The sequence below is a fragment of the Asanoa hainanensis genome, assembly GCF_900188485.1.
In the GTDB taxonomy this organism is placed as follows: domain Bacteria; phylum Actinomycetota; class Actinomycetes; order Mycobacteriales; family Micromonosporaceae; genus Asanoa; species Asanoa hainanensis.
Genome location: NZ_FZPH01000023.1, coordinates 43,723 through 58,693, shown reverse-complemented (window position 1 = coordinate 58,693; position 14,971 = coordinate 43,723). Strand labels below are relative to the sequence as shown.

Annotated in this window: 18 protein-coding genes; 10 read left to right on the top strand and 8 right to left on the bottom strand. The window is 70.5% G+C overall.

Annotated features, from left to right (window positions below; all coding sequences use genetic code 11):
• Window positions 1-2: 2 nt before the first annotated feature.
• Both CHC05_RS36355 and CHC05_RS36350 read left to right on the top strand, forming a co-directional pair.
• Entirely contained in the window at window positions 3-977 is a 975-nt protein-coding gene (locus CHC05_RS36355) for a sporulation-delaying protein SdpB family protein (protein WP_089255181.1), read from the top strand.
• A gap of 59 nt (window positions 978-1,036) precedes the next feature.
• Complete coding sequence (locus CHC05_RS36350; protein WP_089255180.1) at window positions 1,037-1,429, top strand: GntR family transcriptional regulator; 393 nt, start codon at window positions 1,037-1,039, stop codon at window positions 1,427-1,429.
• A gap of 21 nt (window positions 1,430-1,450) precedes the next feature.
• Here the strand turns inward: CHC05_RS36350 and CHC05_RS36345 are convergent, their stop codons facing one another.
• From CHC05_RS36345 to CHC05_RS36335, 3 genes are all read right to left on the bottom strand, one after another.
• Window positions 1,451-2,197, bottom strand: coding sequence for a helix-turn-helix transcriptional regulator (locus CHC05_RS36345; protein ID WP_144022928.1), 747 nt, complete (start codon window positions 2,195-2,197; stop codon window positions 1,451-1,453).
• Between the two features lie 183 nt (window positions 2,198-2,380).
• A complete protein-coding gene (locus tag CHC05_RS36340; RefSeq protein ID WP_179266535.1) occupies window positions 2,381-2,803 on the bottom strand; it encodes a BON domain-containing protein in 423 nt (140 codons plus the stop codon).
• Between the two features lie 70 nt (window positions 2,804-2,873).
• Window positions 2,874-3,215, bottom strand: coding sequence for an STAS domain-containing protein (locus CHC05_RS36335; RefSeq protein ID WP_179266534.1), 342 nt, complete (start codon window positions 3,213-3,215; stop codon window positions 2,874-2,876).
• Between the two features lie 148 nt (window positions 3,216-3,363).
• On the opposite strand from CHC05_RS36335, the gene CHC05_RS36330 reads away from it, so the two are divergent.
• The 3 genes from CHC05_RS36330 to CHC05_RS36320 are packed head-to-tail and all read left to right on the top strand — an operon-like array spanning window position 3,364 to window position 5,959.
• The gene (locus tag CHC05_RS36330; protein WP_089255237.1) at window positions 3,364-4,047 is read left to right on the top strand and encodes a response regulator transcription factor; all 684 of its coding nucleotides are present in this window, start codon (window positions 3,364-3,366) and stop codon (window positions 4,045-4,047) included.
• Between the two features lie 26 nt (window positions 4,048-4,073).
• Window positions 4,074-5,402, top strand: coding sequence for a sensor histidine kinase (locus CHC05_RS36325; protein WP_089255236.1), 1,329 nt, complete (start codon window positions 4,074-4,076; stop codon window positions 5,400-5,402).
• Window positions 5,399-5,959 carry a GerMN domain-containing protein gene (locus CHC05_RS36320; RefSeq protein ID WP_089255235.1) on the top strand — a complete coding sequence of 187 codons (561 nt, stop codon included), beginning with the start codon at window positions 5,399-5,401 and terminating at the stop codon, window positions 5,957-5,959. The genes CHC05_RS36325 and CHC05_RS36320 overlap by 4 nt, the downstream gene beginning before the upstream one ends.
• Window positions 5,960-6,091: 132 nt before the next feature.
• Here the strand turns inward: CHC05_RS36320 and CHC05_RS36315 are convergent, their stop codons facing one another.
• Complete coding sequence (locus CHC05_RS36315; RefSeq protein WP_089255176.1) at window positions 6,092-6,643, bottom strand: TetR/AcrR family transcriptional regulator; 552 nt, start codon at window positions 6,641-6,643, stop codon at window positions 6,092-6,094.
• Between the two features lie 62 nt (window positions 6,644-6,705).
• Here CHC05_RS36315 and CHC05_RS36310 point away from each other — a divergent pair, with 62 nt between their 5' ends.
• The 5 genes from CHC05_RS36310 (at window position 6,706) to CHC05_RS36295 (ending at window position 10,399) form a co-directional block, all read left to right on the top strand.
• A complete protein-coding gene (locus CHC05_RS36310) occupies window positions 6,706-7,125 on the top strand; it encodes a hypothetical protein (protein ID WP_144022927.1) in 420 nt (139 codons plus the stop codon).
• The gene (locus tag CHC05_RS36305; protein WP_089255174.1) at window positions 7,122-7,499 is read left to right on the top strand and encodes a PPOX class F420-dependent oxidoreductase; all 378 of its coding nucleotides are present in this window, start codon (window positions 7,122-7,124) and stop codon (window positions 7,497-7,499) included. The genes CHC05_RS36310 and CHC05_RS36305 overlap by 4 nt, the downstream gene beginning before the upstream one ends.
• A gap of 28 nt (window positions 7,500-7,527) precedes the next feature.
• The gene (locus CHC05_RS36300; RefSeq protein WP_089255173.1) at window positions 7,528-9,021 is read left to right on the top strand and encodes an MFS transporter; all 1,494 of its coding nucleotides are present in this window, start codon (window positions 7,528-7,530) and stop codon (window positions 9,019-9,021) included.
• A 188-nt stretch (window positions 9,022-9,209) separates the two neighbouring features.
• On the top strand, window positions 9,210-9,356 hold the full coding sequence (locus CHC05_RS41875; protein ID WP_179266533.1) for a hypothetical protein: 147 nt from the start codon (window positions 9,210-9,212) through the stop codon (window positions 9,354-9,356).
• On the top strand, window positions 9,353-10,399 hold the full coding sequence (locus CHC05_RS36295; protein ID WP_089255172.1) for an L-dopachrome tautomerase-related protein: 1,047 nt from the start codon (window positions 9,353-9,355) through the stop codon (window positions 10,397-10,399). Before CHC05_RS41875 ends, CHC05_RS36295 begins: the two co-directional genes overlap by 4 nt.
• 111 nt (window positions 10,400-10,510) lie before the next feature.
• On the opposite strand, the gene CHC05_RS36290 is transcribed toward CHC05_RS36295, so the two are convergent.
• From CHC05_RS36290 to CHC05_RS36275, 4 genes are all read right to left on the bottom strand, one after another.
• Window positions 10,511-11,257: an ABC transporter ATP-binding protein gene (locus CHC05_RS36290; RefSeq protein ID WP_144022926.1), complete on the bottom strand. Its 747-nt coding sequence runs from the start codon at window positions 11,255-11,257 to the stop codon at window positions 10,511-10,513.
• A 4-nt stretch (window positions 11,258-11,261) separates the two neighbouring features.
• A complete protein-coding gene (locus tag CHC05_RS36285) occupies window positions 11,262-14,069 on the bottom strand; it encodes an ABC transporter permease (RefSeq protein ID WP_089255171.1) in 2,808 nt (935 codons plus the stop codon).
• A gap of 14 nt (window positions 14,070-14,083) precedes the next feature.
• A complete protein-coding gene (locus tag CHC05_RS36280; RefSeq protein WP_245871398.1) occupies window positions 14,084-14,311 on the bottom strand; it encodes a helix-turn-helix transcriptional regulator in 228 nt (75 codons plus the stop codon).
• A 130-nt stretch (window positions 14,312-14,441) separates the two neighbouring features.
• Window positions 14,442-14,969 carry a MauE/DoxX family redox-associated membrane protein gene (locus tag CHC05_RS36275; RefSeq protein ID WP_089255169.1) on the bottom strand — a complete coding sequence of 176 codons (528 nt, stop codon included), beginning with the start codon at window positions 14,967-14,969 and terminating at the stop codon, window positions 14,442-14,444.
• Window positions 14,970-14,971: the final 2 nt, after the last annotated feature.

The window sequence follows — 14,971 nt, the reverse complement described above, 5'->3', positions numbered from 1 at the left end:
CCGTGAACGATGTGGCGGAGAAGGTCTCGACCTGGGCCCGGATGTGTCCCTGGACCTCGATGGTCGGGCTCGCCCGCACTGTGCTGGCAGCCGGGACGTTGCTCACCCTGCTCGCCACCGACCAGCGCGTGCTGCTGTCGCCGCTGGCCGACGGCACCGTCCCGCCGGTGTGCACGGGCGCCGCACGCGCCGGCCTCTGGTGTCTCGTGCCGGACGACCAGCGATGGCTGGCTGTCTTCGTCTCGGTCGCGGTCCTGGTCGTGGTGATCGCGGGATGGCGACCGCGGTTCACCGGTCTGCCGCACTGGTGGGTGGTCTGGAGCTTCACCACGGCGGTCACCCTCCAGGACGGCGGCGACCAGGTGGCGGCCGTCATCACCCTGCTGCTGCTGCCCGTCACGCTGACCGACCCCCGCCGATGGCACTGGTCGCGTGGCCCCGCGCTGGCGGAGAGCGCATTGCCTGGCTGGCCGTGGCTCGTCGCCCGAATGGCACGGGTCCTGTTGCTGGTGCAGGTCGCCGCGATCTACCTGCACTCCGCCATCGCCAAGCTCGGCGTCGCCGAATGGGCCGACGGCACCGCCCTCTGGTACTGGCTGCGCAACCCGCAGTTCGGCGCCGCGGGTTGGCTGAGCCCGCTCACCGATCGGCTGATCATGGCGCCGGCCGCCGTCACGCTGCTCACCTGGGGGGCCATCGCTCTCGAGTTCCTCCTGGGGGCCGCGTTGTTCATGCGGCCCTTCCCGCGACGGGTGCTGCTCGTGGCCGGACTCGGCCTGCACGCCTCCATCATGGCCACGATGGGACTGGTCAGCTTCTTCTGCTCCATGGCGGCGGCGCTAATTCTTTATCTGACTCCGGTCGGGCAGGAGCTCGACGAGTCCTGGCCCGCTCGGCTCGTCACCTGGCTTCGCGCGCAGCATTCATCGGCAATTGGGGAAAAGAGCCGGAATCTGTTGCCGGAAACGACCGGCTAGCACCTGGGGCAGCCGATTTTGTTCTATGCTGAGTAGAACAGACGAGCCCGGGAGCCGACATGATCGTGGTGCTGGACCACGCCAGCCGCGAGCCGATCTACGTGCAGATCCATCGGCAGATCATGCATGCGATCGTGACGGACGCCATGCCGGTCGGCGGTGCGTTGCCCTCGACCCGGCAGCTCGCCCGGGACCTGTCGGTCAACTACCACACTGTCCACAAGGCATACGACCTGCTGCGCGTCCGGGGGGTCGTGGAGATGGCGCCACGCGGTCGTGTGCTCGTCCGTCGACCAGATCCGTTGGGCCCACCCGACGAGTGGCTGGCGGAGTGGGACGCACGCTGCACGACCCTGATCGCGGAGGCCTTGGCGCTGGGGGTCTCGCGTGGCGAGATCCTCAGGCGCTGGCGAGGGCTTTTCGACGCCGTCGAACCAGCGCACCCGGCATGACGCCGCCGACGACGATCGTCGTCACGGCACTGGCGGCCGGCCAGGCTCTGGCAACCAGCCCAACGCGCGGGCTCTCACCCCGAGCTGGAACCGGCTCACCACGCCCGCCACCTCCATCAGCTTCCTGACATCGCGGCGGACCGTCCGTTCCGCCAGGTCGAGGCGGGCGGCGACGGCGGCGTCTGTCAGGCCGTCCGCGAGCCCGGCCAGCACGGCCGCACGGCGCTGGCCGATCGCGCGCACGTCCTGTGCGCTCGGCTCCGCGCTGACCGGCGCCAGCTCCCATATCCACTCGAACAACTCCGCCACCGCACGCACCTGATCGGGAGCGGAGACGACCAACCCGGGCGCTCCCGCCGCGGGCCCACCGAGCACGGCGACGCGATTGTCGGCGACCACGACCGACAACGGCACTGACGTCACCACCCGCACGGGGCCCGGCAGCAAGTTCAAAGAGCTGTCGATCGGCTCGCGGGTGCTCACCGCGTCGGGGCGCGCTTCCGCGAGAACACGCACGACCGGCCGACGCTCCGGCGCGTCGGGCACTTCCATCATCGGCATCAGCGCGGAGAGGACAGTCCCGGCCGCCATCACCATCGCCTCGCGGCATCCGGCCAGTGCGCCGCTGACGCGTCTCACCAGGTCGCCTCCGGCAATGACCTCGACCGCAGGAGACGTCCCCGCGCCGGTCCGCCTGTCGGCTCCGCCGATCGCTTCATCCGTCAGGTGGTGCCAATTCTGGACTTCGTCGAATCTCTCGCCAGTCATCCCGCCCCCGACCCGGGTCAACCACGAATCCACGGAAATATATCGCTGTCAAATTAGCGCAGCATCCGCGAACACGCCGTTCGAGACGGCTGTCCATTGTGGCCCCACGATCGAGTGAGGGCGCGAAAGCCCTAGACGGACAGGGCTTCAGGAATTGTGGCCGGTTTAGGCCAACGGGGTCGGTCAGGCCGGCACCTGGATGAGGTTGCAGACATCGAACACGCCGACGACGCGCCACGCGGAGTCGCCGGCGTGGGTGCGGGTCGTGCGATTCGGCGCATAACCGCCTAGAAGCACCACCCTGTTCTGCACCGCGACCTGGATCTCGGCTTCCGCGAGCTCAGGATCGGCGGACAGCCGGCCCACCACCGCCGTCGCCAGCTCCAGATCCGCCGCATGGCGGTCGGCCCGGGGCGGTCGACCCACCGGGCCGTCGTCCGGGAAGCTCGTGTCATACATGGTGCGGACGCCCTTCGGGGTCGGAGCCGTGCGCATCGTCGCGGGAGCCGCCCCGCCCGGCGCCGCGAACCGCTGGCACGCCGGGCAGGACAGTCCCGCACATCCAGGGCCGTGCACCGCATCGACCACGTCGCCGCGGCCGGTCATCGCACCGCCAACCGGATGGCCCCAGTCTCGGGGCCGCACATGGCGGTATTCGCGCGACGTCATGACGGTCTCATGACGACAGCGTCACATCGCCCTCGTGAGTGCTGATGTCGAGCACCTGCGCCGCACGGGCCAGCGTCAGCAGGCGGTTCAGGCGCGGGCTCACCGACCGCAGTGTGAGCCGGCCGTCCTGCCGCCACAGGGCTCGGTGCAGGTCCAACAGCACCTCGATGGCGGCGGCGTCAATGAGCTCGCACGCCGCCAGGTCCACGACCACGAGCCGAGGCCGCAGGGGGAGGATCTCACGGAGCGTGGCCTCGAGAGCGGGAGCCGTCGCGGTCGACAGGCTTTCGGTGACCGCGACATGGATCAGCGGCACCGTGCAGATCGCCCGTCGGGTCGTCGTGTTCACCCGCCCGCTCCCCTTGCCGCCGTCGTCTCCTGCCAGGATGGGCATCCGGTGTGGCGAAGGCCGCGCGGCGGTATGTCAGTTCGATGACAACGGCGCACCCGACCGCCTGCCGATGCGGACGTCTCCGAGGACGGGCATGATGCGAAAGGTGACAGCCGTGCTGGTGATCGAGGATGACAACCGTATTCGCCTGTCGTTGGTGCTCGCCCTCGAGGACGAGGGATACACGGTGGTGGGGGTCGGCACCGCGGAGGAGGGCCTGCTGTTGCAGGGCAGAAACGCGGCCGACGTGGCGATCGTCGACCTGATGCTGCCCGGCATCGACGGCTTCGAGTGCATCCGGCAACTGCGCGAGCGTGACGACGACGTTCCGATCGTCGTAGTCAGCGCGCGCGACGACAAAGCGGACATCGTCGCCGCCCTGGAAGCCGGCGCCGACGACTACGTGGTCAAGCCCGTGGCCATCGAGGAGCTGACCGCTCGGCTACGCGCCCTGCAACGCCGCCTGCGGACTTCCGCACCCACCGACGACGTTCCGGCCCTGGTGTTCGGTGATCTGGAGGTCCGTCCCGAGGCCGGCGAGGTGCGGTTCCGCGGCTCGCAGGTGGCGGTGACCCGCACCGAGTTCCGCCTGCTCTGCGAGCTCGCCGAGCATGCCGGTCGGGTGCTCTCCCGTGCGCAGTTGCTCTCCCGGGTGTGGGGCTACGACGTCGGCGACGAACGCCTCGTCGACGTGCACGTCGGTCGACTGCGCAACAAGATCGAAGACGACTCCGGCGCGCCCAGGCACCTCGTGACGGTGCGGGGGCTGGGCTACAAGCTGCAACGGTGAGACGGCCAAGGGGTCTTCGGGCCAGGATCACCGCGGGGTACGCCGCCGGCGCGCTCGTGCTGTCGGCGTGCCTGGCGCTGGCCTCGTACCAGCTGATCCGCACGACGTTGCTCGACGAGCGCGAGCGCACGGCCGTCCGGGCCGCGTACTTCAACGCGACGATCGTCCACAGTGGCATCAGCGGAGACCAACCCGACGTGCTGGAGGTGCTGCGTTCCCTCGACACCGGAAGCGCCCGCCAACCCGTGCTGCGCCTCGATGGTCGCTGGTACGCCCGGGGTGCCGACAGCGCGGTGACCGACGCCATCCCGGCGCCGCTGCGGAAGATCGTCGAGGGCGGTCGGCCGGCGGTCCAACGCATCGGCTCGGCCTCCGGCCCGGCGGTGGTCGTGGGAGTTCCCCTGACCGGCGGCACCGCGTTTTACCAGGTCGACTCCTTGGCCGAACTGGACGGAACCGTTCGTACCGTCGGCGCCGTGCTCCTGGCGGTCGCCCTGATGACCACGGCGGCGGGCGGCGGGGTCGGCTGGTATGCCACCCGGCGGGTGCTGCGGCCGTTGGGCGAGGTCACCCGTGCGGCGCGGGACATCGCCGGCGGCGACCTGACCGCCCGGTTGGACGCGGCATCGGATCCCGACCTGAGCAGCTTGACCCGGTCGTTCAACGGCATGGTCGACGAGCTCTCCGGACGACTGGAACGTGACCGCCGGTTCGCCGCCGACGTGGCGCACGAGTTGCGATCTCCGCTGCAGACGCTCGCGGCCTCGGCCAGCGTGCTCACCCGGCGACGGGACACCCTCGACGAGCGGTCGGCCGCAGCGGCCAGCCTCGTCTCCGTTGAGATCCAACGCTTTCAGGTGTTGGTCAACGACCTGCTCGAGCTGGCCCGCAGCGATCAACCCGCGCAGCGGGAGCCGGTCGCGGTCGCGGAGCTCGCGCGGCACGTCTGCCGATCCCGCCGCTTGCCGGAGGATCTGGTGATCCTCGTCGACGGCACCCCGCAGCGGTGGCACGTCGACCGCAAGCGGTTCCGCCAGATGCTGGGCAACCTGCTGGACAACGCCGTCCAGCACGGGGGCGGACCGGTCGCTGTCCGGCTCGGCGCGGAGGGGGACCGGTGCTACCTGGAGGTCGACGACGAAGGACCGGGCGTGCCGCCAGCCGATCGCGACACGGTGTTCGGCCGCTTCGTTCGTGGACGGGCCGCGACCGCCCGCGGCGACAGCGCGGGCACCGGTCTGGGGCTGGCCCTGGTGGCCCAACATGCCGCGGCGCATCAGGGCGGCGCCGTCATCCTGGACCGGCCCGGCGGCGGCGCCCGGTTCCGCGTCGACCTGCTGGGGTGCGCGCCGTGACCCGCCGTTTCGCCGCTACGCTCGCGGTCGCCGCCCTCCTGCTGGGCGGGTGTGGCATCACCACGGAGAAGGTCCCGCGCGAGATCGAGGCGCCCCGCGGTCCCTTCCCGGTCTTCACGCCGGCCACCGCGGCACCGCCGGGGGACAACCACGTCGCCGAGCGCCTCTGTTTCGTCCGCGACGGCCGGCTGGTGGCCGTCACCCGCCGGTTGTCGACGGCGCCGACTCTCGCCGAGCAGTTCGCACACCTGTTGGCCGGGCCGACCAACGCCGAACGCGACCAGACCCTGACGACCGCACTGACCGGAACCCCGACGGTGTCCCCTGCGCCCAGCGGAACCGCGGTGGCTGTCGAGGTGCCGGCGGCCGGAATCGGCGCGGGCCGCAGCGACGAGGCCGTCGCCTACGGCCAGGTCGTCTGCACGCTCGCGGGCCGGTCCGACGTCAGCGGGGTGGTGTTCACCCGGGAGGGGCAGATACGCGGTGTCCCGCGCGGTGACGGATCCCTGTCGGAAGGCCCGCTCAGCGCCGTCGACTACGCCGACATCATGAGCTGAACGGGCTGGGCTTCACCCCTTGTGGGGCTGCACGTAGTCAGGCCGATGAGGCTAGGCAGCTCTTCCGCCGCACAGCCGCAGTGCCGAGGCGCTCGCCTACCTCGCCGCCGTGCACGCACCGGTCTGAACGGATCAGGGCACCGCGGCGGGCTCCGGGGTGACGAGGCCGTCGAGCATGACGTGGATGGCCTTCGCGCGGGCGTCGTCGCTGTCCGCGGTGAGGGTCATGCGGACGAAGGAGGCGATGTCCTCGGCGGTGATGCCAGCCCGTAGCCGGCCGGCGGTTCGCAGCCGATCCGTGGCCGGGCCGACCACGGAGGTGATCAGACGCTGGGCGTGGTGGTCGGCCCGCTCGCCCGCACCGGCCAGTTGGGCGAAGGTCGCCGTTTCCCGCTCCGACATGTCGCAGCTCTGGGTGAACACCGCCCGGAAGGCGCTGACCGGGTCAGCGCCTTCCATGGCGCGGTCGGCGTTGTCCTTCACCGCCGCAGCGAGGTCGTCGAGGACCGCCTCGATCAGCCCCTCCTTCTCGGGAAAGTGCCGGTAAAGGGTGGTGGTGCCCACGCCAGCCCGGCGCGCGATCTCGTCGAGGGCGATGTCCGGGCCCTGCTCGGTGAAGGCCTCGCGGGCGGCCGTGACCAACCGTTGGCGGTTGCGGAGCTGGTCCCGGCGGGGAGCCCGCATCGTCGGACCTCCGATCGAAGTGGTGGCGACATCACCACTTTAGCGCTATCGTCAAAACGGTGATGCCACTACCGTTTTACGCGAGGCCGCGGGACGCCGCCTTCTGGACGCTGGCCGCCCTGGGCACAATCGGCGGGGCCCTCGGGATGCTTGGCGTGGTCAGCCCTGAGCGTTTGTCCGGTTTCGAGAACCCACCCGAGCGAGGGCCGGGTGACCACACCGCCGCCGTCCTGGGCAGCAGTTCCTTCGCCGCGATCGGTGAGGGCGGGGCCTACCTGCTCGGAGCAGCGCGGGGCTGGCCCGGCTTTCCCACCTTCGTGATCGCCCGCCGGGCGCTGATGGCGGGTGGCCTCGCTGGGCTCGCGGTCACCGGTCGCGCACCGAGGGCGTTCCTCCATGCCGCGGGCTGGGAGGCACTCGGTGCCGCGGCTGTCGCGGGCGCCCTCTGGCTGGACCGGCGAAACGCCGCGAGGCCGGCATGAGCGTGCCCGCCCCGATCGCCCGCGCCCGCTACGCCAGCGTGACCACCTACCGCCGGGACGGCCGACCGGTCCCCACTCCGGTCGGCGTCGTCGCGGACGCCGGCGAGCTGTTCGTGCTCACCGAGCGCACCAGCGGGAAGGTCAAGAGAATCCGTTACAACGCCACGGTGACCGTCACACCATGCGACATGAGCGGACGGGTCGCCGCGGACGCACCGATGGTGCGCGGCCAGGCCCGGCTGCTGGACCGCGAAGGGACGGCCCGCGTACGCCGCCTGATGTCCCGCCGCTTCCCGATCTCCCGGTTGGTGTTCGCCGCCGACCTGCTCCTGCGCCGACGCGACCGCCGCATCGGCATCGCCATCAGCCTCTGACGCCAACCCCCGAACAGAACAGGTCCACATGCGACTCTCGTCCGATCCCGTGCCCGCCAATCCCCGCCGTTGGTTGGCGTTGATCTTCATATCCCTGGCTCAGCTGATGGTCGCCCTGGACGCGACGGTGGTGAACATCGCGCTGCCCTCGGCCCAGCACGATCTCGGCTTCTCCGACGGCAACCGGCAATGGGTGATCACCGGCTACACCCTCGCGTTCGGTGGCCTCCTGCTCTTCGGCGGCCGGCTGGCGGACATCGCCGGCCGCAAACGGATCTTCCTGGTCGGGCTGCTCGGCTTCGCCGTCGCCTCGGCCGTCGGTGGCGTCGCGGCCGACACCGGGACGCTGCTGACCGCGCGCGCCCTGCAGGGCGCCTTCGCCGCGCTCCTCGCCCCGGCCGCGCTGGCGCTGCTCTCGGTGACCTTCACCGAAGCGAAGGAGCGTGCCCGGGCGTACGCCGTCTTCGGAGCGATAGCCGCTGCCGGTGGTGGCGTCGGCCTTATCCTCGGCGGTGTCCTCACCGAGTACCTGGACTGGCGCTGGGCGCTGTTCATCAACGTCCCGTTCGCTCTCGTCGCGACGATCGGTGCCATTCCCACGATCCACGACACGACCGGGGTGCGCCGACGCGAGCGCCTGGACGTCCCCGGTGTCATGCTCGCCACCGCCGGTCTCGTCGCGCTCGTCTACGGCTTCACCCGGGCCGAGTCGGACGGCTGGACCGCCGGCTGGACGCTGGGCTCGTTCCTCGCGTCCGCCGTCCTGCTGCTCGCTTTCGTGCTGGTCGAGGCGAGAGTGCCCAATCCGCTGCTGCCGCTGCGGGTGGTGACCGAACGCACCCGAGGCGGCGTCTACGCTTCGATCGGGCTTTCCATGGTCGGCATGTTCGGCCTGTTCCTCTTCCTGACCTACTACCTGCAGGTCGTCCAGGCCTGGTCACCGGTCCGCACCGGGCTCGGTTTCCTTCCGCTCATCATCGCGATGATCCTCGGCCCGACCCTGATCGGCGCCCGGCTCAGCCACCGCGTCCGGCCCGGAGTCCTCCTCGCTGGGAGCTTTCTGACCGCGGCGATCGGCCTGCTGTTGCTGACCCAGATGACGGTGGATAGTTCCTACCTGGCGCTGATCCTGCCCAGCCAGGTCCTGCTCGGCCTCGGTACCGGCACGGCGTTCCTGCCCGCGATGAGCCTGGCGACCCACGGGCTGCGCAGGCACGAAGCCGGCATCGCCTCCGCGATCATCAACACGTCGCAACAGGTCGGTGCCTCCATCGGCACCGCGCTGCTCAACACGGTCGCGGCCGGCGCCACGGCGACGTGGCTCCTCGAACACGCCGGAACCGCCAACCAGGCGATCGTGCACGGGTACGCCACCGCAGTCTGGTGGGCGGTCGGCTTCCTGGTCGTCGCCGCGTTCCTCGCCATCACTCTGGTACGCGTACCCCAACCAGACGGCACCGGCACAGCGGACGAACCCAACGACGGTCCAGCCGGCGACGCGACACCCCTGCTGGTCCACTGACCGTCGCCTCCGTGGTGGTCCATGCTGACCGTAAGCATGTCCGCGACGCCTCTCGGTCAATTTCCCAAAGAAATGACCCTAGCGAGTGCGGGCCGCCACCGAAGCCGTTCGGGAAGCCTCCCGATGCACATATTCCTCGAAACCATCAGCGGTAACGAGGCGACGAGTCCAATTCGGGCCGAGCTAGCGTGGAGAAACGGCAGCGGGTTCTGGCACTGGGCAGCGGCCGGCACAACTACTTCATCGGCGTACACGCCCTCGATGTCGAGACGCTCGGCATCGACAAGGAGGCCACACCGGCCTTCCTCGGGTTCAACAAGGAGCACAACCAATGACCGCGGAACCGCTAGGAGCATGGGTCGCCGCCGACTTCGAGCTCGTCGCCGACCTGGATGACCTGATGGCGACCGGCGTCACCGCCGCCGACTCGGGCCGGGTCTTCATCTCGGTGCCGCGCTGGGGCGACCCGGTGCCGTACACGGTCGCGGAGATCGTCGACGGCAAGCCGGTCCCTTATCCGAGCCGGCAGGTCAACGACGAGCTCCTGGTCTCGGTGCAGAGTGTCGTGATCGGCCCCGACGGGCACCTCTGGGCACTCGACACCGGCAGCCTCGCGTTCGCCCCGTGGATCGAGGGCGGCCCCAAGCTGGTCGAGATCGACCTGGACACCGACTCTGTCGTGCGCGTCATCCGGCCCGCGGCCGAAGCGCTGACCGCGACCAGCTACCTCAACGACGTCCGCTTCGATCTGTCGAAAGGCGGCGGCGGATACGCGTACCTCACCGACTCGCAGGCCGAAGGCGCCCTGGTCGTCATCGACCTGGCCACCGGTGACACCTGGGCCAAACTCCGCGGGCATCCCAGCACGCACGCCGAGGACGGCTTCCGCGCCATCGTGCAGGGCGTCGTACGCGAAGGAGAGCTGTACAACGGAGGCGCCGACGGCATCGCGATCAGCGCCACGGGCGATCGGCTCTACTACTGCCCGCTGGCGAGCCGCAGACTCTACAGCGTCCCGACGGCGGCCTTGCTCGATCGGGACCTCGACGACGACAAGGTCGCCGAGCAGATCGTCGACCACGGCGACAAGGGTGCCTCCGACGGTCTCGAGACGGACGCCTCCGGGAATGTCTACGTCACCGCGTACGAGCACAGCGCCGTGTTCAAGCTCGCCACCGACGGCACCTGGTCCACGGTACTGAACACGCCTGGCGCGCTGTGGCCGGACACGCTCGCGGTGGGAGCGGACGGCAACCTGTACGTCAGCCTCAACCAACTGCCACGCACCCCGCTCTTCAACCACGATGTCGACGACCGCATCCCGCCGTACCAGATCGTCCGGATCCCAGTCGGCGCCGCGCCGGTACGCCTGAGGTAGCTGCGATCCCGCCCTAGTCGTGCCGATGGCCAACGCTGCCGACGACCCGCTGAGGTCGAACAGGTGCACATATCCGGGCCCGCCCCGGGCCGGGGTGCTGCTCAGCATCGCTCACGGCGCCTGCCAGGGCACAACGCTGTGCGCCTGGCTAGCGGGCCGGTCCTGTCCGGCCGAGGCCTCCGCCAAGGCTCCGTCGCGGAGGCGAATGACCCGGTCGCAGCGCTCGACCACCTGTCGTTCGTGAGTGGCGATCAGAACCGTCATCCGGTGGTCGCGGCGCAGGTCATCGAGGAGGTCGAGGACGGCGTCGCCTGACTGCGAGTCCAGGTTGCCGGTCGGCTCGTCCGCCAGGAGAACCCGCGGTGATCCCATCAGGGCGCGGGCGATGGCGACCCGTTGTTGCTCGCCGCCGGACAGTCGAGCGGGCAGGGCTTCCTCCCGCCCTGCCAGCCCGACGGTGGCGAGCAGCTCGCGGGCCCGAGCCGTCTTGTTGTAGGCGGTCCGGTACGGAAGCACTGGTGCGATCACGTTGTCCAGGGCGGTCAGCGCGGCGATCAGATGGTAGCGCTGGAACACGAAACCGATGCTGCGGCGGTACGCGGTCAGACCCGTGCGGCCGAGCGTGGTGACCTCCGCGTCATTGACCAGGATCGAGCCCGAGTCGGCCTTCTCGATCGCTCCGATCAGATGCAGCAACGTCGACTTGCCTGACCCGGACGGTCCGGTCAGCGCCGTCATCCCGCCGGCGTCGATCCGCAGCGACACGCCATCGACGGCCGTCAGCCAGCCGTCTCCGGCCCGGAAACGCTTGACGACGTCGACGCACTCGATCGCGGCCGTCTCGTGGTGGTCGGTCAACCCTCTACTCCTCGGCCAACAACGCGGCGGTGGGGACGGCCTGACGCAGCCACAGCGCCGTAACGGTGGCGGCCAGGACGGTGACGACGACGCCCGCGGCGGCCGCGGCCCCCGTGGTGAGGATGACGCTCGCCATCTGGGCGCCGCCGGAGAAGCCGAGAGCCAGACCCGCCGCCGCCGCGGCGCCGAGCAGCGCGCCGACGAGGGCGAGGACCACGCCCTCGTACGCGACCAGGCGTCCCAGCGCGCCACCCGACCAGCCGATCGCCTGCAGGGTGGCCAGTTCGGAGGCGCGGTCGCGCAGGTTGAGGTACAGGACGTCGACGACGGCAAGGACTCCGAGCGCCACGGTGATGACGACCGCGGTCTGATCCACCCCGCGCACCGAGAGGGCGACCGCGTCGCCGAGGACGGTGCCGGTCGCGGCCCCGTGGAAGGTCCGCTGCAGGACGAGCAGCAGTGCGAGCGCGCACACGCTGACCGCGAGCGCGACGCTGCCCACGAGCGCGCGGCCGGGCGTGCGCCACACGTTGGTGAGCGCGAGAGCTGCGATTGACCGGGAGCGGCGCCCAGCGCGCCGGTGCGGTCGGGATACGGTCCGGGAGAGAGCCGCTACCGGATGCCTGCGGCTGCCGCGGACGGCCGGCAACAGCCCGGCCAGGATCGTCAGTCCGATCGCCGCCGGTACGGCTAACGCGGCCTGGCCGATCGGCACGGGCGTGCCGGCCGCATGGCCGGCGGGCCAGGCCAGCGTGGCCGCCAGTACACCGGCGACCAGGCCCAGTAGCACGAGCTCGCCGAGGATCGCGGTGAAGACCCGCCACCGTGCCCAACCGAGGCAGGTCAGGATGGCGAGCTCGCGTTGGCGGTCGTGGACGGCGGCGGTGACCGCGTTGGCCAGGAACAGCCCGCAGACGATCAGAATCAGGCCGAAGAGCAGTGCGCTCTTGCGGTCGATCGCCGTGACCAGCGTGGTGGCGACGTTGAGCTTGGACCAGGGCTCGGCCACGGTCAGGGCGGGGCGGCCGAAGGTGCCCGCGGTCAGCGACACGGTCTGCGGAGCCGGTGAGGACCCGAGGACGATGTCGACGTCGAGCCCGGTGCGCACGGCGATGTCCTGCGCCACCAGGCGTACGCGTTCCCGTGACAGGTCGTCGTAGCCACTGACGCCGACGACACGGACCCGGATGACGCTGATAGCGTCGTCGACCGGTCGCGGCGTCTGGGCGATGAGTTCCCGCAGCGTGTTCAGGGAGATGAGCACGCTGGGTGCGGTCGCCAGGTAGCCGCCGAGGTTGTCGCTGGGCAGCAGCGGGCGCTGGCCGAGCAGGTCTCGCGTGGCCGGGTCGGCACCAATGGCCTGGGTGGGCGTGTAGGTCTCCAGCGGTACGGAGGTGCGCGGGTCGGCCGAGGCGACCTTCGCCTGGTCGAAGACGCCGACCTGGGCGGCGAACACCCACGGCTGAAGGTCGTCGTTGTGCAGTGTCAGCCAGGTCGACGAGCGGAAGCCCGTGTCGTGACCCAACCATGGGCTGGGCACGGCCCAGGCGCCGCTCTGTTCGTCCGGTGGGCGGCCGTTCTCGGCGGGCGGCTGCGGTCGCGGGATGAGGGTGCCGTCCGCGGCGACGGTGTACCGCGGTGTGCCGATCCGGACCACCTCGGTGATCTGGCCGCCAACGGGTGCTCCGTCGCGATAGCCGCCGGCGTCGTCGCGGATGATCCGCTGGTAGGCGTGCTCGATGGGAACGGCGGGTACGTCCGGCAGCCGGGCGACGCTCTGCTGTCGCAGCGCCTTGGTCGACAGGTCCTTCGGCGCGCTGTCCTCGGCGACGGAGGTGACGCGATCGACCGTGGCGGCGATGGACTCGTCGACGTTGGCGTGGGCGGTGAGCAGCGCAGGTGCGGTCGTGACCGGGAATCCCTGGACCTGTGTCCGGGTGAGTCGGTCGGAGGCGGACAGGTAGCGTCCGGCGATGACGGCGCGGTCGAGGCCGACCATCGCCGACTCGGCCTGGGGATCGACGGCCGCGACGAGCAGGGCCATCGGGGCCAGCACGGTGAGCGTGATCCGGTCGCTCGGTGTGGAGTTCCAGGAGGTGTAGCGGCCGTCGGGCAGGACCTGCACGACCATGTCGAAGACGCGGCGGTTGGTGCTGGTCTGGCGCAGCGCCTGATAGCCGACGCACAGCGGCACCCGGGTGCCGTCCTCGGCGACCTCGTGCGGCGCGGGCGTCCCCGAGCCGCAGGCGGCGGCCCCCGGAAACGCGGGCGGGAGCTCGGTGTCGTCCGGCGTCGGGGCCGGTGGCCACAGCACCGGGCGGCGGGTGACGTACACGAACGCCTCGACGTCGTCGGGTGCGGAGGTCAGTGCACGGTCGGCGCTCCAGACCGGGCGCACGCGCAGCACCTGCCGGGTCAGCCGCGGGTCGATCCGGTCAGTGAGGTCCACGTCCACGGTCACCGACGCGAGGGTGTAGCCGAGCATGGCGACCGGTGCCGCGACGTCGACGCCGGGTACGTCCTGGATCTGCTGCCACTGTGCGGGTGTGATGCCGCCATGGGTGCCGGCTTGGAAGTTCGGCTGGATCAGGCCTCTGTCACGCTCGAGGTCGGTGCGAGCACCGGGTGGGCGGACCAGGATCTGGTACGGGGCGCGGCTGCCTTCCGCGACGGTGCCGACCATCGCGAGCCGCGAGGTCGTGGTGCTGGCGGTGAGCACGACGAAGCCGGTCGTCGCGACCAGGACGCCCAGGATCAACGCCAGTGACCGTGCGGGTCTGCGGCGCACGTGCGCGAAGATGTAGCCGAACACGTTGCTTCTGCTCCCTAACGGTTCGGGTCAGGGGGCGCGGGACGCGGAGGGCCGGAATCGAGGTGCATCGCCGCGGCGTCGATGAGCCGGGAACCACCGAGGGCCACGATGACCAGGCGCCTGGTGGGCAGGCGGGCCTTACTCCGGCCGGCTTCCAGGTTGCGCACGGTGCGCACGCTCAGGCCGGCCCGCTCGGCCAGCTGTTCCTGGGTGAGCAGTTCCGCTAGTCGCCGTGACTTCACCCATTGTCCAAAGTCGACCGATGCCGAGGCATCGTCATGGCTGTGCATCGGCGCCCCCGGAACGTGTCGGAATGAAACGTTACATTTGCGTGTAATTTATCCTTCCGGCAAGTTGCGGGTGTGTCAACGGCTACCAGGCGCGACCCGGGCGCAACAGGTCCACCACATCGTCCAAACGCATGAGAATCAGTGCCGTCGCCACGCCGGTGGACGCCGCGATCAGCAGCCCGGCGTCGTGGCTCACGGCGGGGGAGCCGTTCGCGTTCGCGGCGAGGCCGCAGAGTGCCAGAGTCAGCAGCAGCCCATTGCGCACCACATGGATCATGGTCAGCGGACGCTCGCTCGACCCGAAGCACCGGCACGTCGCCGCCCGTCGCGTGGAGATCGCCCGACCGATCGCCGCAGTGAACCCCACGAGGACGGCAGCGGCGGCGGCCAGGCCGGCGCCGCCCGCACCGGGAAGCACCAGGAGCACCACGCACAAGCTTTCGGCGGCCACCACGAACAGGGCCACCGCAGGCGCGCGGCGCGCGGACACCCATGGCCGGACCGACCTGACGAAGGCCTTGAAGGACGGTCGACCACGCACCTTGGACGCCAGAGCAGCAACGAACACGACGGCCATTACGACACGAGTGGCCACCACGACGTACTCCATGT